This window comes from Streptomyces luteosporeus (assembly GCF_039532865.1).
GTDB classification, from domain to species: Bacteria; Actinomycetota; Actinomycetes; order Streptomycetales; family Streptomycetaceae; genus Streptomyces; species Streptomyces luteosporeus.
The window spans coordinates 227,542-246,024 of sequence record NZ_BAAASL010000009.1; the positions used below are offsets into that span (position 1 = coordinate 227,542).

An 18,483-nucleotide genomic window follows, 5' to 3' on the forward strand; every position below is an offset into this window, starting at 1 on the left:
CCATCATCGCCTAGGAGGGAAGCGGGTCACCCAGCCGGCCCGCACCTCCCACGTACCGCCGTCGGCCAGCGCACCGCGCAGGCCGTCCAGCGTGCCCGGACCGGCCAGGGCGGCGACCCGCGCGTCCCCCAGCGACCCGAACGCGTACGTGCGCGACGGCTCCCAGTCCGTGCTGTGCCGCAGTCGCCGCGCGAGCTGGACGAAACCGGCCGGCGCCCCGGCCACCACCCACGCGTCGGGCCGCTGCGCCGTCATCCGGCGCGCCGCGCGCAGCCACGAGGCCGCCGCCTCCGGCCAGGTGACCGTCGCCAGGACCAGCCCGCCCCGCGCCTCCCACGCACCGGCGAAGGCCGCGGCAGAGGCCACCGAGAGGTCGTCCCGTCCGTGCCCCACCACCACGCTCGCGACCCGGGGACGGGACGCGGCCAGCAGGCCCAGCAGCCTGGCCAGTTCGGCGGGGGTGTGCGGGACGGGGACCGGCAGCGGCCCGTACGCTTCGTGCTCCTCCGCGCCCACGAGGGGCGAGCCCCGCTCGTGGGCTCCGGCGTCGTGCGAACTCATCGCTGTCCCTTCTTTACGGTCTTTACGGCCCGCCGCCGTCACGACGCGTCGTGGAAGACCAGGCCCAGCGCGTGCCGCCGGCCCGAGCGGACGGTACTCACCCCGTGCCGCACCGCCCCCGCCGACCAGCCGCGCTTGGTGCGCACCGGCCGGTCGCGCGTGGTGAAGACCAGCCCGTGCCCTTGCGCCAGGGCCGTCGTGGTGCCCCGGGACTGGGCCCGGGGGCGCTGCTCGACGAGCAGGAACTCCCCACCCGTGTAGTCCGTGCCGTACGCGTCCAGGCCGACGACCACCTGCAGGGGGAAGACCATGTCGCCGAAGACGTCGCGATGCAGTGCGTTCCAGTCCCCTGCCTCGTAGCGCAGCAGGATCTGCGCCGAGCGCTCCTGACCGGCCCCGTGGCACATCGCCAGCCACGCGCCGAGGTCGTCCGGCCAGGGCGCCGGCCGGCCGAGCCGGTCCGCCCAGTCGCGGGCCACGGCCAGCAGCGGCGGGTACAGGGCCTCGCGCAGGGCGGCGACGAGCGGATGCAGGTCGTGCGTGAAATAGCGGTACGTCCCGGAGCCGAAGCGGTGCCGGGCCATGTCGACCGTCGTACGGAACAACTCCGTCCGCTCGTACAGGCCGGCGATCTCCCGGCACTGCGCATCGCTGAGCAGCCGGGACGTCAGCGCACAACCGTGCGCGTCCAGCTCCTCGGCGACGCCCGCCCAGTCGGTGGCCGACACCCGCCGGCGGACCTGCTCAGACACCGAGCGTCATGCCTTCGAGAGCCAGCAGCAACTGCTTGCGCTCCAGGCCCCCGGCGTAGCCCGTCAGCGACCCGTTGGCGCCGATCACCCGGTGACAGGGCCGCACCACCAGCAGCGGGTTGGCCCCGATCGCCGTCCCCACCGAACGGGCCGCGCTGCGCGGCGCGCCGATCGCGTCCGCGACCGCGCCGTAGGTGAGCGTCGTGCCGTACGGGATGGCGTCCAGCGCCTCCCACACCCGCCGCCGGAACTCCGAGCCGGAGGGCACGTACGCGATGTCGAAACGGGTGAGCTCCCCCGCGAAGTACGCGCCCAGCTGCTCCGCAACGGCGGCGAACGCCGCATCGTCGCGCACCCAGCCGGCCCCCACGGTGGCGCCGCCCTTCTGCCCGGGCACGGACAGGGAGGCGAGCGCCGTACCGCCGGGCGCCCCGGCCACCCGCTCGCCGGCCAGCAGCAGCTCGCCCAGAGGGCTGTCGATCGTCGTGAACAGCATGGTCATCATCGGCCTTCACAGAGTGCTTCCAGTGTCCCGACGTCCACTGTGCCCCCTCCCGGCACCGAGCACCGGCGGAAATCGGACATCGCGTTCACCAGGTGACGGGCAGCGACTGCAGGCCGCGTTTGTGGAATGACGGGATCCACGTCAGTTCGCCGGCGGGTATCGCCAGGGCGAGGTTGGGGAAGCGGCGCAGCAGGCTGGTCAGGGCGATGTCGCCTTCGAGGCGTGCCAGGGGTGCGCCGAGGCAGTAGTGGATGCCGTGGCCGTAGCCGAGGTGTGCGGGTGCGGGTGTGCGGGTGCTGTCGAAGGTGTCCGGGTCGGTGAAGTGTGCGCCGTCGCGGTTTGCGGAGAGGAGGGAGAGCCATACGCGTGCGCCGGCGGGGATGCGGACTCCTGCGAGGGTGAGCTCTTCGAGGGCGAAGCGGCGTGCGGCCAGGGGGAAGGGGGAGTTCCAGCGCATGGTTTCTTCCAGCACGGCGCGCAGGGGGATGCGGCCGTTGCGCACTGCTGTCATCTGTTGGGGGTGGGTGAGCAGGGCGAGGGCGGCGGTGGCGATGAGGTTGACGGCGTTGTCGTAGCCCGCGTAGAGGGTGAGGAAGGCCATGGCGGTCAGTTCGGGCTCGGTGAGCCGGTCGTGTGCGTCGCGGGCTTCGATCATTGCGGAGAGGAAGTCGTCGCTCGGCTCGGCCCGTTTGGCCGCGATGATGCCGGTGAGGAGCCGGTGCATCTGTTGCAGGGCCGCTCGTGAGGCCACCGCGGCGTCCGCGTGCGGTGCCACCAGGGTGTTGGTCCAGGTGCGGAAGTCAGCCCGGGCGTCGTCGGGGATGCCGAGCAGTTCGCAGATGACGGCCATGGGCAGGGGGTTGGCCAGCGCCTCCATCAGATCGACCGGGGGCCCGGTGGCGGCGTCCAGGAGTGCGTCGGTGTGGGCCTGGATGCGTGCCCGCAGACTCTCGATGCGGCGTGGGGTGAAGGCCTGGGACACCAGGCGGCGAAGGCGGGTGTGGTCCGGCGGGTCCATGTTCAGCAGGTGGGCATCCAGCTCCGGCGGCATGGAGGACCGATAGCTGCTGTCGGTCACGGCGTGGGCCTTGTCGAGGGACAGCCGAGGGTCCGACAGCGCTGCACGCACGTCCTGGTACCGGGTGACGAGCCAGACCGGAGCCCCGCCGGGCGTGGTGGTGCGGTGCACCGGGCCGACGTGACGGAGCGCGGCGTAGAAGCGGTGGGGACGAGCCATGAGCTCATCCCCGAACAGGCAGTCCGTGGTGGTGTTCATGAACGTGTGCCTCCCTTGGCCGTGGTGCATGTCGCCGGCCGCAGGGTTCCAAAATGCACGCCGTTCGGCCACGGGCCTGCTCACTCCGGCCTGCCGCCCACGAACGCCCTATCCCCTCAGGAAGCCGTCCCCGTGGGTGGCGATGTGCGCTTCCAGGGCGCTGAGGGCCTCCTGCGTGGCCTGTGCCGTGCCGGAGCCGCGTCGTTCCGCGTAGTAGGCGGCCCCCAGTTTCTTGAGCAGCTCGCCGCCGGCGCGTTGCGCCTGTACCTCCTCCACCTTTTCCTTGCCCTGCTGAAGGGCCTGCTGGGCCTGCTCCTTGGCCCTGTCGAGGAATCCGGCCATGTCGCCTCCAAGATCGGTGGTCGTCTCCTACCCACCCCGAGTCACGCATGATCCCGGCTTGGCGGGATTTTCCTCACGCGGCCCGTGTTCACGCGTCCTTCGTGCGCGCCAGGAACAGGCTCGTCACCACGCGGACGGTCACCGTACGGTCGCCCACCAGGCGGGCCATTTCGTCCAGGAGGGGCTCGCGGCGGGCCTTGTCGATCACCCGGTAGCCGGAGTTGGAGGCCACCAGGCCCACGATGCCGGCCGCCGTGCGGGGGTGGTGGGTGGTGTACAGGCGGTGGTCGATGTCGGTGAAGCCGCCGTCCGCCTCCATCTCGCGCCACTGCCGGGCCCGGGGGCCGTGGTGGGCGGGGCGTGGGCGGGGGTCGAGGAGGGTGTGCTCGGGGATGTCCAGGCCGTGCCGTTCGTGGGCCGCGGTCAGTTCGCGTGCCAGGTGTTCGTCCTGAAGGAACCAGTGGTTCCAGAAGAGGGCCACGGCGCCGTTCGGCCGCAGCGCGGCCCGTGCCCGGGCCCAGCGTGCGGCCGGGTCGACCCAGTGCCAGGCCTGGGCGCAGTACAGCAGGCCGTGGCGCCGGCTGCCCGGTCGCCAGGTCTCGAAGTCGGCCACCTCCACGGTGACCTGCGGCAACCCGGCGCAGCGCAGGCGCAGCACCCGCGCCATCCGCTCGTCCGGTTCGACACATGTGATGCTCAGGCCCCGGCGCGCGAAGGCGAGCGTGGCCTTGCCGGTGCCGGCGCCGACCTCCAGGGCGGGGGCCGCGGCCGTACCTCCGGCGAAGTCCAGGACGTCGTCCACGAGTTGTTCCGGATAGCCGGGCCGGCCGGCGTCGTACTGCTCGGCGTCGTCACCGAACGCGTGGCGGCGTTCCCGGGTCCCGTCCGTCATGGGGCCCACGATACGCCGGTCGTCAGCCGGCCAGTGCGGTGACGACCTCCGCGTGCGGCAGCCGCGCCAGCAGGGCGCCGGGCAGGATCAGCTTGCTGCGGCGCAGGCCGCTGCCGATCAGGACGTACGGCGCGGCGGCCACGGCCGCGTCGACGAGCAGCGGCCAGCCCTCCGGCAGCCCGACGGGGGTGATCCCGCCGTACTCCATGCCGGTGTGCGCCACGGCCGTGTCCATCGGCGCGAACGACGCCTTGCGGGCGCCGAGGCGTTTGCGCACCGTGGAGTTGACGTCGATGCGGGTGGTCGCCAGGGCGACGCACGCCGCGTACGTCACGTCCTGGCCGCGCTTGGCGGCGATGACGACGCAGTTCGCCGAGACGTCCAGGGGCACGTCGTACGCCGCGCTGAAATCCGCCGTGTCCGCCACCTCGGGATCGGTGTCGACGACGAGGACGGAGGCGGCCGCCGCGGCGTCGTCCCACTGCCGGAGTGCGGCGGCGACGGGTGCGGCGAGCAGGTCGCTACGGTCCGCGGCCGGCCAGGCCTTCTCGAAGCGGCCGAACGGCGTCGTCGGTGAAGGACGGATCACGCCGTCATCGTAGGGGGCTGCCGGCCGGTGCCTGCAAGGGCCGAGGGTGTTGTCCCGTGTGTCGCAGGGAATGCCCTAGGCACCGTCTTTTTCAGCGAGTCCGGCGAGTCCGGCGAGCCCGGCGAGGGGAGAGCCAGCATGACCGGTGGCCGGCCCGCCGACTTCGTCAGCTACCCCGAGGCCGTCCTCGGGGCGCTGGCGCGCAGCCCCGGCCGGCCCGTGCTGACCGCCGCCGACGGCCGCGGGATCACCGCGGGGGAGCTGTGCGACGGCACGTACCGGCTGGCCCGGGAGCTGGCCGCGCGCGGCATCGGCCCGGGGGCGACCGTCAGCCTGCTCACCGGCAACACTCCCGAGGCGCTGAGCGCCCGTTACGCCGCGCACCTCGCCGGGGCCCGTGTCGTCCACCTCTACGACGGGATGGCCCCCGAGGTGCTCGCCCGCATCGCGGCGAGTGTGGAGACGACGGTGTTGCTCGTGGACTCCACCCGGCACGCGGCGGCGAAGGAGCTGCTGCCCCTGGCCGGGCGCCCGGTCGTCCTGGGGCTGGGGCCCAGGCCCTTCGGCGAGGACGTCCTGGCAGCCGCCGCCCGGCACCGGAGCGATCCGCTGCGCTCCCCGGCCGGGCCGGACGACGACCTGGCCATCCAGCACACGGGCGGGACCACCGGCATCCCCAAGGGCATCCGCACGACCCACGGCCCCTACCGCCGCGGCCTTAACTTCCCGCTCGCCGACGCCGGCGACCCGCCCCGCTACCTCGCCTGCACCCCGCTCGCCCGCCTCTCCGGCCCGCTCACCGACAAGACCTTGCTGCAGGGCGGCTCGGCGGTCCTCCAGCTCTCCTTCAACCCCGGCGCCGTCCTCGCCGCGATCGCCCGCGAGCGCGTCACCCACCTGTGGCTCCTGCCGCCCCTGCTGCACCGGCTGCTCGACCACCCGGACCTGGACCGGACCGACCTGTCGAGCCTGAGGCGCATCACCTACGGCGGCTGCCCCGCCTCCGCCGCCCGCCTGCGCCGGGCCGCGGAGGTCTTCGGGCCGGTGCTCCACGGCTGGTACGGGCAGTCGGAAGTGCCGGGGATCGCCGAGGTCCGCCCGCACGAGCACGGCATCACCGGACCCGGCGGCCGGATCACCGCCGGCCGCCCGCTGCCCGGCGTCGAGGTCGCCATCCGGGACGACACCGGCCGGAGCCTGCCGGCGGGGGAGGTGGGCGAGATCCACGTACGGGCCCCGGGCGCCATGGCCGGCTACTGGAGACGCCCCGACCTCACCGCCGAGGTGCTGCGGCACGGCTGGGTGCGCACGGGGGACGCCGGCTGCCTCGACGAGGACGGCTACCTCTTCGTCGTCGACCGCCTCAAGGACGTGATCATCGTGGTGGGCGGGCACGTCCACCCGACCGAGGTGGAGGAGCTCCTCCTGACCCACCCGGCCGTCGCGCAGTGCGCCGTCTTCGGTACGCGCGACGCGGACGCGACCGAGCACGTCCACGCGGCCGTCGTCCCCGCCCCCGGCCACCACCCGGGCCGCGAGGAGATCGCCGCCTTCGTCGCCGCCCGCAAGGGGGCCCTGTACGCGCCGGAAGCGCTGCACCTGGTGCCGGAGCTGCCGCTGACCTCGGCGGGCAAGCCCGACAAGGCGCTGCTGCGCCGGACGCTGGGCGGCGCCGAGTGAGGATCAGGGCCGGACGGCCGCGAGGAGGGTCTCGGCCGCGGCCCGGGCGTGCCGGGCGGCGGACGGATCGCCGCTGAGCGAGGCCGTCGTGATGGCGCCGTCCATCAGGAGCATCACCTGTGCGGTCAGTGGCTCCGGTTCAGCGGGGTGCAGCTCGCCGACGAGGCCGGCCACGAACGCCCGTACCGCGTCCTTGTGCTCGCGGGTCGTGACGGCCACCGCGTCGGAGGTGGCGCCCAGTTCGCCGTACGCGTTGATGAACGCGCAGCCCCGGAAGCCGGGTTCGGCGAACCACGCGTGCAGCCAGTCGAAGACCGCCAGCAGCCTCTCGCGCGGGGTGGCCCCGTGGCGGGACGCGTAGTCGGCGAGGGCGGAGCGCCAGCGCTCGTCGCGGCGCCGCAAGTACTCCTCCACGAGGTGCGACTTGGAGGGGAAGTACTGGTAGAGGCGCTTGAGCGGCACGGCGGAGGCGGTACGGATCTCGTCCATCCCCACGGCCTGGATGCCGCGCTCGTAGAACAGCCGCTCGGCGGCGTCGAGCAGCCGCGCGCGGGCCTCGTCGTGGTCCACGGAATCTCCCCCTGGCGTTGAGAACGATCGTTCTCTAGGGTAGCGGACAGCGTGAGAACGACCGTTCTCATGCTGCGTCTTCGAGCAGCGAGGAGTCCACGCCATGGCCGCACGCCCCCCGTTCCCGCCCTTCGACGAGGAGAGCGCACGACGCAAGGTCCAGGCCGCCGAGGACGCCTGGAACACCCGCGACCCCGAGCGCGTCGCGCTCGCATACACCGAGGACTCGGTCTGGCGCAACCGCGACCGGTTCGTCACCGGTCGGGAGGAGATCGTGGCCTTCCTGCGCGAGAAGTGGTCCCGCGAACGCGACTACGCCCTGCGCAAGGAGCTGTGGTCCTTCACCGACGACCGCATCGCGGTGCGCTTCCAGTACGAGTGCCGCGACGGCGCCGGCCAGTGGTGGCGCAGCTACGGCAACGAACTGTGGGAGTTCACGGGGGAAGGGCTGATGCGTCGCCGCGAGGCGAGCATCAATGACCTCCGCATCATCGAGGCCGAGCGTCGTCTCTTCGGCCCCCGACCGGAGGCGGAGCGAGGCGTTCCCTTCCCGCTGCGCTGAGACCCCCGGTGCGCTTCGTGCCTCACCACGAGGCCAGCCGCCGGGTGCTGTCGAGGGCGGCGGGGTGGCGGGGGCCCAGGACGCGGCGGCGGTCCTGGGCCACGAGCGCCAGCAGGCGTGCGGCCCGGGCCGGTTCGCCGGCGTTGTGGACGAGGCGGGCGTGGCCGTGCCGCAGGGCCAGGACCTCCGGGTGCACGGGGCCGTACGCGCGGTCGGCCTCCGCGGCCTCGATCACCACGGCCATCCCGGCCGCCGCCTCGGCGGCCGGGCGGCTGCGGCGGACCGGCGCGGCCCCGTCGGGCGACGACCGCGGCGGTTCGAGGGCGACGCGCACGCTCGTGAGGGTGCGGTAGACGGCGAGGGCGTCCGCGGGCCGGTCGTCGGGGCTTGATGTCGCGGTGCACGATGCCCTCGCGGTGCGTGTGGTACAGGCCGGCGGCGATCTGCCGGCCCCAGTCCACGGCGAGCCGCACCGGCACCGGGGAACCGCCGGTGATCGCGTCGGCCAGCGTCCTTCCGGTGCACAGCTCCATGACCAGCACGGGCACCGACACCCCGCCCACGACCTGGTGGCCGAAGTGGCGGGCCTCGACGACGTGCGGCGTGCCCGCCACCTTGACCAGGGCCTTGGCCTCCCGCACGAAGCGCGCGACGTTCTTGGGGTTCGCCGCGACCTTGCCGTCCAGCAGCTTGATCGCCACGTCCTCGCCCGTCCTGGTGTCCTGGCCGCGGTAGACCGCCCCGAACCCCCCACCGCCGAGCCGTACGTCGCTCAGCTCGTACCGATCGCCCAACAGCACGACAACCCCCCGTATCCCCCGTACGCCGAGCCCGGCCCCAGAAACCCGCCGGGCTGCTGGGCCCAATCCTTCCCGGGAACCCCGCGAAAATACACGGGGAGTCATGCCATGGCATGACTTGCAAGGAGATCATCCGGATTACCGGGAATTCCGAGGTGCTGGTGAGGGAAGTGGCGACACGGCCCACAACGGGCCGCATACGGGCAGCAGTCCTGCCGGCGTGATCAGCTGGGAGCAGCACGAGACGCAAGGAGACGGCGTGAGGGGCAGCGACCGACCCGACGGGAGGCCCGACGGCAGCGGCGACATCGACCGGCAGGACATCCGGGTGGCCGTCGTGATGAACGGTGGGGTCAGCCTCGCCGTCTGGATCGGCGGCGTCGCCGTCGAGCTGCACCGCCTCGCCACGGCCCGCGGCCGGGACGGGGCGGTCTACCGGCCGTTGCTCGACCTGCTGCAGGCCGACGCCCGCGTGGACGTCATCGCCGGGACCTCCGCCGGCGGCCTCAACGGCGCCTTCCTCGCCCTGGGCCTCGTCCGCGAACGGGACATCACCTCCCTGTGCGGCCTGTGGCGGGACAAGGGCGCCCTGTCGCAGCTGCTGCAGAACCCGCTGCGCCGCCGGCCGCCCTCCGTCCTCAAGGGCGACTACTTCCTCGACGAGCTGCGCAACGCCCTCCGCGACGTCCTCGCCTCCCCCTCCCGTCCCGGCGCCGGCGGGGAGCGGCCCGTGGAGCTCATCCTCACCGGCACCCTGTGGCGGGGCCGGCAGAGCTCCTTCTGCGACGACGCGGGGGTGCACATCACGGAAGTCGACCACGACGCCCGCTTCCGCTTCGCCTCCCGAGACCTCCACGACGACACCGTGATCGACAAGCTCGCCGTGGCCGCCCGCTGCACCTCCTCCTTCCCCGCCGCCTTCGAGCCGCAGTGGGTGGAGGTGACCCCGGACCCCGATGCGGCCCGCGACGTGTGGCCCTCCACGGCCGGGTGGGCGAACTTCCGTACCTCGCAGCACGTCGTCGACGGCGGCATCCTGCTCAACAAGCCCATCCGTCCCGCGCTGGAGGCCGTCTACCGGCAGACCGCGCAACTGCAGGTGCGCCGGCTGCTCACGTACGTCGTCCCCGACCCCTCCGAGGCCCCGCCGCCCCCCGCCCCGGTCCCGGCACCGGCAGGGACACCGGCCGCCGAACCCTCCCCGCGCGCCACCGACGTCGTCCTCGGCGTCCTGACCCGGCTGCGCTCGACCGACTCCGTCTCCCGGGAACTCGCCGAGATCCAGGACCGCAACGAGGACGTCCGGCAGCGGCGCCGGGCCCGGGCCCGCTTCGCGTCCGCCCTGACCGCCGCCGCGGAACGCCTCCCCGAGGCGGCCTGGCAGGGATACGTGGAGACGCGGACCGAGTACGCCGCCGAAACCATCGCCCGGTGGGCGGCCACAGGACAGCTCCCCGCGGCCGTGGGCCGGTGGAGCGAACGGGAGATCACCGACTGCCTGCGCACCCTGCTGCGCGACCGGCGCGCGCGACCGGAGACGTTCATCCCCCGCGGGGACTCCGTCGCCGAGGCCGTCACCCGCACCGGCGCCGCCTGGGACTGGGGACAGACCACCGTCCAACGGCTGCGTGACATCACCGTCGACGTCCTCAGACGCGCGGTCTGGCTGGCACCCGCCGGCTCGCCGCAGCGCCGCGCCGTCATCGCCGCGCGCGAACGCGCGAGCGCCGTCTTCGAGGAGATCCAGGCGGACGCCGACCTGCTGGAGGCCCACTGGTCGCGCACCGGCGCCGCCCTGCCGGCAGCCGAGTACGACGACCACGGCAGGGCCACGGGCGCCGCCGTCCGGCGCCTGGAGGAACGGCTGCGCGAAGCCCTCACCCAGTGGGACGGCGCGGCCGATCCCGCCTCCGCGGGCTTCGCCGCACGCCGCCTGCGCCGCTACGCCCAGGCCACCGCCCTCGCCGGCTGTCTGGAGGGATGCGCCGACGCGCTGCGCGACCTCGCCGCCGGCACCGGCCGCAGCGTCGTCGACCCCGACGCGAGCGAACGCGAACAGCTCAAGGCGCTCACCGACCACCTGCTCGCCCCCAAAGCCGCCGTCCTGGAACGCATGCTGTGCCTGGAGGTCGTCCAGGAGGCGTACGGCGGCACGCACCGCACGGTCGAGCAGGAAGTCGAACTCGTCCAGGTCTCCTCCCGCAGCCCCCGCCTGCTCACCGGCAGGCAACTGCACCACTTCGGCGCCTTCTACCGGGCGTCCTGGCGCGTCAACGACTGGATCCACGGACGCATGGACGCCGCCGCCCACCTGACGCGCACCCTGCTGTCCGCCGAGCGGCTGCGGCAGGTCTGGGCGGGCACCGACCCCGCAGCCGCTGCCGACCGGCTCACCGCGGCACTGCACCGGTGCGCCGTCGACGCCCGCGACCCGGACGACCGGGCGTGGCTGGAGCAGATCTGGCAGGAGCAGTACGCCGCCGCCTGCCACGCCTTCCTGGCCGAACGGATCGTCCCCCTCGATCCCGCGGCCGCGGACGGCCGCGGCCTGCAGGACGACCCCCGGTGGGGCCTGTGCGCGCAGGCGATCACCCACGCCGTGCAGACCGGCATCCTCAGAGAGGAAATGCACCTCCTCGCGGACGCGGTCCGGGCGGAGGGCGAAGACCGGCCCGAGGACAGCACCCGCTGGCTCGCCCAGTACGACGCGGCGACGGCGGCCGCGGCCGGACGGGCCGTCCCCGCGCCGACGCTGTGGCGCCTGTGGACGGCGGCCGGTGCCATCGGCGGCCAGCACATCGCGCAGGAGGCCGGCGGCGACCTCTTCGCCGAGACCGCGGCCCGCGCCGCCGCCGTCACGGCGAGCGCCGTCGGCGCACCGCCCGTCAAGGCCGTCGGCGCGGTCCTCGGCGCCCTGCGCGGCTACACCCTCGCCGTGTGGGCCATGGTCCGCTTCCTCACCCGCCCCGGGCGCTTCGGCACCAGGGCCGTGCAGCTCGTGGTGGTCACCGGAGCCGTCCTGCTGGCCGTCTCGCTCTTCGTACCCGGCCTGCCCGTCGGCTTCACGCTCGCCGGCGTGCTCCTGCTGCTCGCCGGCTGGTCGGCCGCCGCCCTGCTCACCCCGGACGTACGGCGGCTCGGCGCCCGGCTGGCCGCCGTCACCCTGCTCGTGGCCGGTGCCGCCGCCTGGTACTTCTCCGCCCACCGGCACGACCCCCAGCTGCACCGGACGCTGTGGGGCCTGGCCGTCAAAGCGGGCGCAGGCCTGCTCGTGGTCCTGCTGGGCCTCTTCCTCGCCCGCACCCGCGAACCGCGGGCCCGCGAACCACGCAACCGCCACCGCGACTGACAGCCGATCTCTTCACTTGGACGACATTCTTCCGTCGTCCGTCCGTTCTTCCGCTCTGCTGATCTTGTTGATCGTCAAGTGGTCGACGGAAGGACCCGGGTTGATGTCCGACGGACGTTTCCGCAGAAAGCCCCCGCGCCTCGCTCCCCTCGCCGCGCTGGCGGCCCTCGCGCTGCCGGCCGTGTCGCTGGGCGGCGCCGGCACGGCGCAGGCCGCCGGGCTGCCCGGCTACGGGACGTGGCAGGCCGACGTGCAGCAGGCCGTGGCACCGGTCATACCGTGGCTGCGCGACCACGCCGCCACGTCCGGCTCGTCCGGCTCGTCCGGCAAGGGGAAGCCGGCCATCGTGCTGGACATCGACAACACCGCGCTGGAGACGTACTACCACGAGGGCCGCGCCAACAAGCCGGTGCTCGACGTGGCGCGGTGGGCGCACGCGCACCACATCGCCGTGCTGTTCGTCACGGCCCGCACCTCCTCCTCGTCCGCCCGGCAGCAGCTGCGCGACGCCGGTTACCCGGTGGACGCCCTGTGCACGCGCGAGCACGGCGAGGACAAGGGGGACGGCAAGGCCCGCTGCCGCGAGGACCTCACCGAGGACGGCTACCGGATCACCGCCAACATCGGCAACCGCTCCACCGACTTCGAGGGCGGCTTCTACGAGAAGGGCTTCAAGCTGCCCGACTACGGCGGCCGCCTCTCCTGAGCCCCCCGCCACCGGCTGCGGTAGCGTAGCCGGATCCAGGGCGAGCGGAAGGGACGGCGGTGACGGGAACAGGGCGGCATCCGGTCCCCGACGTCGTCGCGTACCTCGCCGGAGCGTGGAGCGTCACCCGCACCCTGGATGACCTGACGACGGGGCAGAGCGGCGCGTTCCACGGCACGGCCCGGTTCCACGCCTCCGACGACGGCACCTGCGTGCTGCACACCGAGGACGGCGAGCTGACCTGGGACGCTGCGGCCAACCGCGCGGGCCGCACCCTGCGCCTGCTGCCGCGCCCGGACGGCACCGCCGAGGTGACCTTCGCCGACGGCCGTCCCTTCCACGACCTGGACCTGCGCACCGGCCGCTGGACGGTGCGCCACCCCTGCTCCCGCGACCGCTACGACGGGACCTTCACCGTCGTCTCGCCCGACGAGTGGCACGTCCTCTGGCGCACCACGGGTCCCACCAAGGATCATGTGCAGCGTTCCGTCTATCAGCGCGCAGGCAACTGACCCGGAAGGGACGGCAGGTGTGGCGAACAGCGCTCTCCTCGTGATGGACATCCAGCGGTCCGTCGTCGAACTCGCCGACGACGGCTCGGGATACCTGCCGCGCCTGCGCCGGGCGATCGACGCCGCCCGGGCGGCCGGCATTCCCGTGGTGTACGTGGTCATGTGTCTGCGCCCGGACGACCTGGAGGTCAGCCCCCGCAACAAGCTGGTCTCCGCCGTCGCGCGGACCGGGATCTTCACCGAGGGCACCCCGGCCGTCGAGATCCCGCCCGAGGTCGCGCCGCAGCCGGGCGACGTGGTGGTCACCAAGCGGCGTGGCAGCGCGTTCTCGGGCAGCGACCTCGACCTCGTCCTGCGGGCCCGCGACATCGACGGCCTCGTCCTCGCCGGCATCGCCACGAGCGGCGTCGTGCTGTCCACCGTCTGCCAGGCCACCGACCTGGACCTGCGCCTGACCGTCCTGGCGGACGGCTGCCTCGACCTCGACCCCGAGGTGCACCGCTTCCTCGTCGAGAAGCTCTTCCCGCGCCAGGCCGACGTCCTCTCCGTCGCCGACTGGGCCGCCGCCGTCGCCCCCTGAGGCGGCCCTCTGGCCGCGGGCGCGGTCGTACGTGAGGATGACGGGCGTCAGTTCGGATCTTTGCCCGCCTCCGCGCGGGACGGCCCGGGAGGTTCGTCGATCATGATCCACAGACCGTTACGCGCCCTGTTGTCCGGCCTGCTGGCCGCCGTCGCCCTCGCCGGCGGGGGAGTGGTGGCCGGCGGCGGGCAGGTGGCCCGGGCGGCGGCCGCCTGCGCGGCCGACGCCACCGCCCCGGGCCACCGCGGCCGGCCCTCCGGGGACCCGGTGCCCGTCCGGCGCGCCGACGGGCGCGTGGAGCAGTTCCAGCTCTTCTACGACGACCCGGCCCCCGGCTCGTACCTGCCGTTCGTCTGGCACCGGGCGCAGCAGGAACCCGGCGGCGCGTACGGGGAGTGGGAGCGCGTCAGCGCCACGCCCGTCGGGCCCAAGCTCTACCAGGTGACCGCGATCGAGAACGCCCTCGGCCGGATGGAGGTCTTCTTCCCCTCGCTGGGCGTCTTCTGCCACACGGCCGAGGGCGCGGGGACGGACGGCTGGGGCCCCACGGAGGGCTTCGGGCTCGCCCCGTCCCCCTACCACGGCGGCATCGTCGTGTTCCGGGAGGCCGGCGGCCGGCTGGATGCCTTCGCCTCGGCAGGCGGCACCGACGCGATGCAGACGCGCACCCAGGACCCGGCCACCGGGCGCTGGGGACCGGTCGCGGGCCTGGGTGCGCTGCCCGACCCCTTCGCCGGCCTGAGCCAGCCCTCCTCGGTCGCCCAACTGCCCGACGGCCGCCTGCACCTCGTCGTCCGCGAATGGAACCGCGACCGCTTCTGGCAGGTCACCGAGCGCGCGCACCTGGAGTCCTGGGAGCCCTGGCAGCTGTGCGCGGACTCCCGGTGCGCGTGACGCCGATCAGGCGCGCCGGCGGGCGGCGCGCCGCCGCGCGGTGAACAGCAGGACGCCGCCGCCCACTGCCAGCGCCCCCGCGCCGCCCGTCACCAGGGCGGTGGTGGTGCCGTCGCCCCCGGTCTCGGCGAGCGCGCCGCCCTGGGGCGCCGGCGCGTTGCCGGCCTTCGCCGCCACCACCTGGGCCGCGGGCGCCTCGCCGCTGTGTGCGCCGGTTCCGCCGTGCTCGCCGGTTCCGCCGTGTCCGCCATGGGCCACCGTCGACTTGGCCGCCGCCTCGGCCAGCTGCTGCTCGCTGGGAGCCGACGCCGCCGGGGCGGCCTGCGCGGCGGCGGGCGCCCGGCCGAAGTCCACGTCGGAGCAGGTGTAGAACGCCTCCGGGCTGTCCGAGCGCTGCCAGATGCTGTAGACGAGGTGGCGCCCGGAGCGCTTCGGCACCGTGCCGTCGAAGACGTAGCTGCCGCCCCGCAGCGGCGGGTCGGTGACCTTGGCGAACGGCTTCGCTTCGAGGTCGGACCACTTCAGCGGCTTCTTCGGGTCGTACCCGTCCTTGGTGAGGTACAGCTCGAAGGTGCCGCGGTGCGGGGCGGTCGCGCGGTAGCGGAAGGTGTGGGCCCCGGGGGCGAGCCGGGTGCCCGGCCAGTCGGCGCGCGGCAGGTCCAGGCCCTTGTACTTCGCGCGGCCGGCGCTGCACAGCTTGCCGTCGGGGATGATGCGGCGGTGGCGCCCGGCGGCGTCCCCGATGTTGACCTCGTTCCAGTCGTACAGCGGCTGGGTGCCGCCGGCCGCGACCATGGCCTTGCAGGCGGCCGAACGGGGGTGCTCCGGGCCCTCCGCGAAACACGCGGACACCCGGCTGACCGGGTCGGTCAGGGTGCCGTGGGCGGCGGCGGGAGCGGTGGACAGCACCGCGAGCGAGAGCGTCAGCACGCCGGAGGCGGTCGTCGTTAAGGCGGTACGGGGACGCATGTGCATGGGTCTCTCCTGGTCGGACGCAGGTGGGGGGGTGCCCCGCACGCACGGCGGTGATGTGGGGGGTGGCGTGCCGTGCGTGCGGGGCGGTGGGGGGTGGGGAAATGGTCCGGGGACTCGGTACCTGCGGCACGCTAGCGGCCGCGAACCGGACGAAACGGTCGATCGGGCTCCGGGGTCGGTTTCTTATGGTGGCGTTAAGGAACCCATCGGCGGCCGTTAATGCCGCACCCGGCCCCGCCCTGCCAGGCGCCGCACCCGGCGCCGCATCCGCCGGCGGCGGTCGCTGCGCCGACCCCCGCCGCCCGCCAGCGACAGCCACACGCGCACCTCGGCACCGCCCAGCACCGAGCGCCCGATGCGCACGTCCCCGCCGGTCGACTCCGCGACGCGCCGCACGATGTCCAGACCCAGGCCGGTGGAGCCGGTGCCGCCCGCCCCGTGGCCGCGGCGCAGCGCGCCGTCGGGGTCGGCGATGCCGGGCCCCGCGTCGGAGACGAGCACGATCAGGGCGTCCTCGCTGCGGTGGACGTCCACCGCGAAGGCGGTGCCCTCGGGGGTGTGCCGGAAGACGTTGCCGAGCAACGCGTCGAGTGCGGCGGCCAGTTCGGTGCGGGCGACGGGGACGCGCACGGTGGCCTCGACGCCCGCGAGCCGTACCGTGCGGCCCTCGTCCTCGGCGAGCGCGGACCAGAAGGCCATGCGCTCCCGGACCACCTCGCAGGCGTCGCAGCCGAGCACGGGCCGGTCCTTGTGCCGGCCGTCCTCGCGTGCGGTGCGGATCAGCTGGTCCACCTCGCGCTCCAGCTGGGCGACGGCCGCGCGGGTCTGCTCGGCGGCCGGCCCGTCACCGAGCGAGGCGGCGTTCAGGCGCAGCACGGTCAGGGGGGTGCGCAGCCGGTGCGAGAGGTCGGCGGCCAGCTCGCGCTCGCCGGCCAGGAGACGGACGATGTCGTCGGCCATCGAGTTGAACGCGACGGCTGCGGCCCGCAGTTCGGCCGGGCCGTCCTCGCGCACGCGCACGCCCAGCCTGCCCTCGCCCAGCTCGGCGGCCGCCCGGGCGAGCCGCTCGGCCGGGCGCACCAGGCGCTGCCCGAGCCGGTCGGCGGTCGCGACCGAACCGGCGACCAGGGCGAGGCCCACGCCGGCGAGGATCAGCCAGGAGGTGGTGACACCGTTGCCGACCGCGCGGTGCGGCACGTACACCTCGACCACCGCGAACTCGCCGGCGCCCAGGGCGGTCGGCTGGAGCAGGGCGTAGCCCCCGGGCACGGCGGTGATCAGGGAGCGGCCGCGGCGGGCGGCCTCCACCGCGCGCGGCCCGGTGCGGGCGCGCCCGATGACGTACGCCGTGCGGGCCCCGGCCCCCTCCCGGGCGCCGTCGGTGCGCGGCACGTGCACCGCCAGCCGGCCGACCTCGCCGGCCTGCGAGCTGGCGACCGCCCGCTCCAGCCGGTCGCGGTCGGTGGTGATGGCCAGCGCCGGGCGGATCTGCGCGGCCTGCCGCTCGGCGTCGGCGAAGGCGCGGTCGCGGGCGAGCTCCCGCACGACCAGGGCGAGCGGCACGGCGAAGGCCAGCACGACCATCACGGTGACGGCCAGGCACACCTTGACCAGGGCCCACCTCACGCCTGCTCCGGCGCCCGCGGTGCCTCGAGGGTCACGCCGACGCCGCGCAGGGTGCGCAGGTAGCGCGGCCGGGCGGCGGTCTCGCCCAGCTTGCGGCGCAGCCATGACAGGTGCACGTCGATGGTCTGGTCGTCGCCGTAGGCCTGCTGCCAGACCTCCGCCAGGAGCTCCTTGCGCGGCACCACGATGCCGGGCCGGGCGGCCAGATAGGCCAGGAGGTCGAACTCGCGCCGGGTCAGGTCCAGGGGTGCGCCGTCGAGTTCGGCCTGCCGGCGCAGCGGGTCCACCGACAGCCCGCCCACCCGCAGCACCCGCTCCTGCGCCGGCTCCCCGGCCGGCACGGCGGTGCCCGCACGGCGCAGCACCGCCGTGATACGGGCCGTCAGGTGCGCGGCGGAGAAGGGCTTGACGAGGTAGTCGTCGGCGCCGTCGGTGAGCAGCCGCACGATCTCCGCCTCGTCGTCCCGCGCGGTGGCCACGATCACGGGCACGTCCGTGATGCCGCGCAGCATCTTCAGCGCCTGTGCGCCGTCCAGATCCGGCAGGCCCAGGTCCAGGACCACCACGTCGAAGCCGGTCTGGGCCACCTCGCGCAGCGCCTCCAGCGCGGTGCCGACGCTGCGGACGACGTGGGAGGCCTCGGACAGCTGCCGTATCAGGGCGGAGCGGACGAACGGATCGTCCTCGACGACGAGCAGTTTTGCCATGGGGCGCACCGTACGCCATACGGATGAGGCACCATGAGCCGGATGAGACGAGGTGTGATGCAGGCCCTGGCCTGGGCGGCGGCGACCTGCGCCGCAACGGCGGTGTCCTGGTACGGGGTGCGCACGGTCCTGGCGGGCACGGCCTACGAGCCGCCGCGCGCCCTGCCCCTGACCCGTACCGACACCCCGTCACCCGCCGCACCGGCCCCGCTCGTTCCGGCCGTCCGGGCGCCGGAGGCCGCCCCCTCCGTGCCGCCCGCCCCGCCCGCCGCACCGTCCGCACGGCCCGCGGCACAGCAGCCGTCCGCGGCCGCGGGGGTCCGCAGCTTCCCCGTCAAGGGCGGCCGGGTCGTCTTCGACCTCGGCGCGACCTCGGCCAGCCTCGTCTCGGCGACGCCCGACGAGGGCCGGCGGATGCGGGTGTGGACGCAGGACGCCTGGATCCGCGTCGACTTCGTCGCGGGCACGGCGACGACATCGGTGTTCGTCACCTGGAACGGGCACCCCCCGCAGGTGCAGACCGTGGAGAACTGACCCGGCCGGCCCGCCGCGACACGGTCGCACGTGCACCCCCCTGCCCCCGCCGTGAGGGATGCTGGAGGCCC

At 74.4% G+C, this 18,483-nt stretch carries 20 protein-coding genes and 1 pseudogene; 8 read left to right on the forward strand and 13 right to left on the reverse strand.

Features of this window, described 5'->3' with window-relative positions; all coding sequences use genetic code 11:
• Positions 1-3: 3 nt before the first annotated feature.
• From ABD361_RS14460 to ABD361_RS14490, 7 genes are all read right to left on the reverse strand, one after another.
• On the reverse strand, positions 4-561 hold the full coding sequence (locus ABD361_RS14460; protein ID WP_344435566.1) for an ABC transporter substrate-binding protein: 558 nt from the start codon (positions 559-561) through the stop codon (positions 4-6).
• Between the two features lie 38 nt (positions 562-599).
• Positions 600-1,313 carry a 2OG-Fe(II) oxygenase gene (locus ABD361_RS14465; RefSeq protein WP_344435567.1) on the reverse strand — a complete coding sequence of 238 codons (714 nt, stop codon included), beginning with the start codon at positions 1,311-1,313 and terminating at the stop codon, positions 600-602.
• Positions 1,306-1,809: a methylated-DNA--[protein]-cysteine S-methyltransferase gene (locus ABD361_RS14470; RefSeq protein ID WP_425583208.1), complete on the reverse strand. Its 504-nt coding sequence runs from the start codon at positions 1,807-1,809 to the stop codon at positions 1,306-1,308. Before ABD361_RS14470 ends, ABD361_RS14465 begins: the two co-directional genes overlap by 8 nt.
• Before the next feature lie 94 nt (positions 1,810-1,903).
• A complete protein-coding gene (locus tag ABD361_RS14475; RefSeq protein WP_344435568.1) occupies positions 1,904-3,094 on the reverse strand; it encodes a cytochrome P450 family protein in 1,191 nt (396 codons plus the stop codon).
• A 108-nt stretch (positions 3,095-3,202) separates the two neighbouring features.
• The gene (locus ABD361_RS14480; protein ID WP_344435570.1) at positions 3,203-3,436 is read right to left on the reverse strand and encodes a hypothetical protein; all 234 of its coding nucleotides are present in this window, start codon (positions 3,434-3,436) and stop codon (positions 3,203-3,205) included.
• Positions 3,437-3,524: 88 nt separating this feature from the next.
• Positions 3,525-4,328, reverse strand: coding sequence for a class I SAM-dependent methyltransferase (locus ABD361_RS14485; RefSeq protein WP_344435571.1), 804 nt, complete (start codon positions 4,326-4,328; stop codon positions 3,525-3,527).
• Between the two features lie 22 nt (positions 4,329-4,350).
• Complete coding sequence (locus tag ABD361_RS14490) at positions 4,351-4,914, reverse strand: YbaK/EbsC family protein (RefSeq protein ID WP_344435683.1); 564 nt, start codon at positions 4,912-4,914, stop codon at positions 4,351-4,353.
• 141 nt (positions 4,915-5,055) lie between these two features.
• Between ABD361_RS14490 and ABD361_RS14495 the strand changes: the two genes are divergently transcribed.
• Positions 5,056-6,597: an AMP-binding protein gene (locus ABD361_RS14495; protein WP_344435572.1), complete on the forward strand. Its 1,542-nt coding sequence runs from the start codon at positions 5,056-5,058 to the stop codon at positions 6,595-6,597.
• Between the two features lie 3 nt (positions 6,598-6,600).
• On the opposite strand, the gene ABD361_RS14500 is transcribed toward ABD361_RS14495, so the two are convergent.
• Positions 6,601-7,167, reverse strand: a complete 567-nt coding sequence (locus tag ABD361_RS14500) for a TetR/AcrR family transcriptional regulator (protein WP_344435573.1) — start codon at positions 7,165-7,167, stop codon at positions 6,601-6,603.
• A 103-nt stretch (positions 7,168-7,270) separates the two neighbouring features.
• Between ABD361_RS14500 and ABD361_RS14505 the strand changes: the two genes are divergently transcribed.
• Entirely contained in the window at positions 7,271-7,729 is a 459-nt protein-coding gene (locus ABD361_RS14505; RefSeq protein ID WP_344435574.1) for a nuclear transport factor 2 family protein, read from the forward strand.
• Between the two features lie 22 nt (positions 7,730-7,751).
• Here ABD361_RS14505 and ABD361_RS14510 read toward each other — a convergent pair whose 3' ends face one another.
• Together ABD361_RS14510 and ABD361_RS30675 are read right to left on the reverse strand one after the other, a co-directional pair.
• Complete coding sequence (locus ABD361_RS14510; RefSeq protein WP_344435575.1) at positions 7,752-8,063, reverse strand: hypothetical protein; 312 nt, start codon at positions 8,061-8,063, stop codon at positions 7,752-7,754.
• A gap of 58 nt (positions 8,064-8,121) precedes the next feature.
• A pseudogene (locus tag ABD361_RS30675) lies at positions 8,122-8,634 on the reverse strand (protein kinase domain-containing protein); the annotation flags it as partial.
• Between the two features lie 154 nt (positions 8,635-8,788).
• Between ABD361_RS30675 and ABD361_RS14515 the strand changes: the two are divergent.
• The 5 genes from ABD361_RS14515 (at position 8,789) to ABD361_RS14535 (ending at position 14,570) form a co-directional block, all read left to right on the forward strand.
• Positions 8,789-11,878, forward strand: coding sequence for a patatin-like protein (locus tag ABD361_RS14515; RefSeq protein ID WP_344435577.1), 3,090 nt, complete (start codon positions 8,789-8,791; stop codon positions 11,876-11,878).
• Between the two features lie 103 nt (positions 11,879-11,981).
• On the forward strand, positions 11,982-12,584 hold the full coding sequence (locus ABD361_RS14520) for an HAD family acid phosphatase (protein ID WP_344435578.1): 603 nt from the start codon (positions 11,982-11,984) through the stop codon (positions 12,582-12,584).
• Between the two features lie 59 nt (positions 12,585-12,643).
• Positions 12,644-13,096 carry a DUF6314 family protein gene (locus tag ABD361_RS14525; protein WP_344435579.1) on the forward strand — a complete coding sequence of 151 codons (453 nt, stop codon included), beginning with the start codon at positions 12,644-12,646 and terminating at the stop codon, positions 13,094-13,096.
• Between the two features lie 19 nt (positions 13,097-13,115).
• Complete coding sequence (locus ABD361_RS14530) at positions 13,116-13,676, forward strand: cysteine hydrolase family protein (protein WP_344435580.1); 561 nt, start codon at positions 13,116-13,118, stop codon at positions 13,674-13,676.
• 102 nt (positions 13,677-13,778) lie between these two features.
• Complete coding sequence (locus ABD361_RS14535; protein WP_344435581.1) at positions 13,779-14,570, forward strand: PLL family lectin; 792 nt, start codon at positions 13,779-13,781, stop codon at positions 14,568-14,570.
• A 6-nt stretch (positions 14,571-14,576) separates the two neighbouring features.
• Here ABD361_RS14535 and ABD361_RS14540 read toward each other — a convergent pair whose 3' ends face one another.
• The 3 genes from ABD361_RS14540 to ABD361_RS14550 all read right to left on the reverse strand — a co-directional run bounded on the left by ABD361_RS14540 (position 14,577) and on the right by ABD361_RS14550 (position 17,878).
• On the reverse strand, positions 14,577-15,545 hold the full coding sequence (locus ABD361_RS14540) for a lytic polysaccharide monooxygenase auxiliary activity family 9 protein (protein WP_344435582.1): 969 nt from the start codon (positions 15,543-15,545) through the stop codon (positions 14,577-14,579).
• Between the two features lie 216 nt (positions 15,546-15,761).
• Positions 15,762-17,171, reverse strand: coding sequence for a sensor histidine kinase (locus tag ABD361_RS14545; RefSeq protein ID WP_344435583.1), 1,410 nt, complete (start codon positions 17,169-17,171; stop codon positions 15,762-15,764).
• Positions 17,168-17,878 carry a response regulator transcription factor gene (locus ABD361_RS14550; RefSeq protein ID WP_344435585.1) on the reverse strand — a complete coding sequence of 237 codons (711 nt, stop codon included), beginning with the start codon at positions 17,876-17,878 and terminating at the stop codon, positions 17,168-17,170. The genes ABD361_RS14545 and ABD361_RS14550 overlap by 4 nt, the downstream gene beginning before the upstream one ends.
• Before the next feature lie 42 nt (positions 17,879-17,920).
• Between ABD361_RS14550 and ABD361_RS14555 the strand changes: the two genes are divergently transcribed.
• On the forward strand, positions 17,921-18,412 hold the full coding sequence (locus ABD361_RS14555; protein WP_344435586.1) for a hypothetical protein: 492 nt from the start codon (positions 17,921-17,923) through the stop codon (positions 18,410-18,412).
• Positions 18,413-18,483: the final 71 nt, after the last annotated feature.

Excerpts from the sequence above, each read along its gene's own strand:
- ABD361_RS14555 (WP_344435586.1), top strand. The coding sequence starts at position 17,921 with ATGAGACGAGGTGTGATGCAGGCCCTGGCCTGGGCGGCGGCGACCTGC.
- ABD361_RS14550 (WP_344435585.1), bottom strand. The coding sequence starts at position 17,878 with ATGGCAAAACTGCTCGTCGTCGAGGACGATCCGTTCGTCCGCTCCGCC.
- ABD361_RS14480 (WP_344435570.1), bottom strand. The coding sequence starts at position 3,436 with ATGGCCGGATTCCTCGACAGGGCCAAGGAGCAGGCCCAGCAGGCCCTT.
- ABD361_RS14460 (WP_344435566.1), bottom strand. The coding sequence starts at position 561 with ATGAGTTCGCACGACGCCGGAGCCCACGAGCGGGGCTCGCCCCTCGTG.
- ABD361_RS14495 (WP_344435572.1), top strand. The coding sequence starts at position 5,056 with ATGACCGGTGGCCGGCCCGCCGACTTCGTCAGCTACCCCGAGGCCGTC.
- ABD361_RS14475 (WP_344435568.1), bottom strand. The coding sequence starts at position 3,094 with ATGAACACCACCACGGACTGCCTGTTCGGGGATGAGCTCATGGCTCGT.
- ABD361_RS14470 (WP_425583208.1), bottom strand. The coding sequence starts at position 1,809 with ATGCTGTTCACGACGATCGACAGCCCTCTGGGCGAGCTGCTGCTGGCC.
- ABD361_RS14540 (WP_344435582.1), bottom strand. The coding sequence starts at position 15,545 with ATGCACATGCGTCCCCGTACCGCCTTAACGACGACCGCCTCCGGCGTG.
- ABD361_RS14505 (WP_344435574.1), top strand. The coding sequence starts at position 7,271 with ATGGCCGCACGCCCCCCGTTCCCGCCCTTCGACGAGGAGAGCGCACGA.
- ABD361_RS14535 (WP_344435581.1), top strand. The coding sequence starts at position 13,779 with ATGATCCACAGACCGTTACGCGCCCTGTTGTCCGGCCTGCTGGCCGCC.
- ABD361_RS14485 (WP_344435571.1), bottom strand. The coding sequence starts at position 4,328 with ATGACGGACGGGACCCGGGAACGCCGCCACGCGTTCGGTGACGACGCC.
- ABD361_RS14520 (WP_344435578.1), top strand. The coding sequence starts at position 11,982 with ATGTCCGACGGACGTTTCCGCAGAAAGCCCCCGCGCCTCGCTCCCCTC.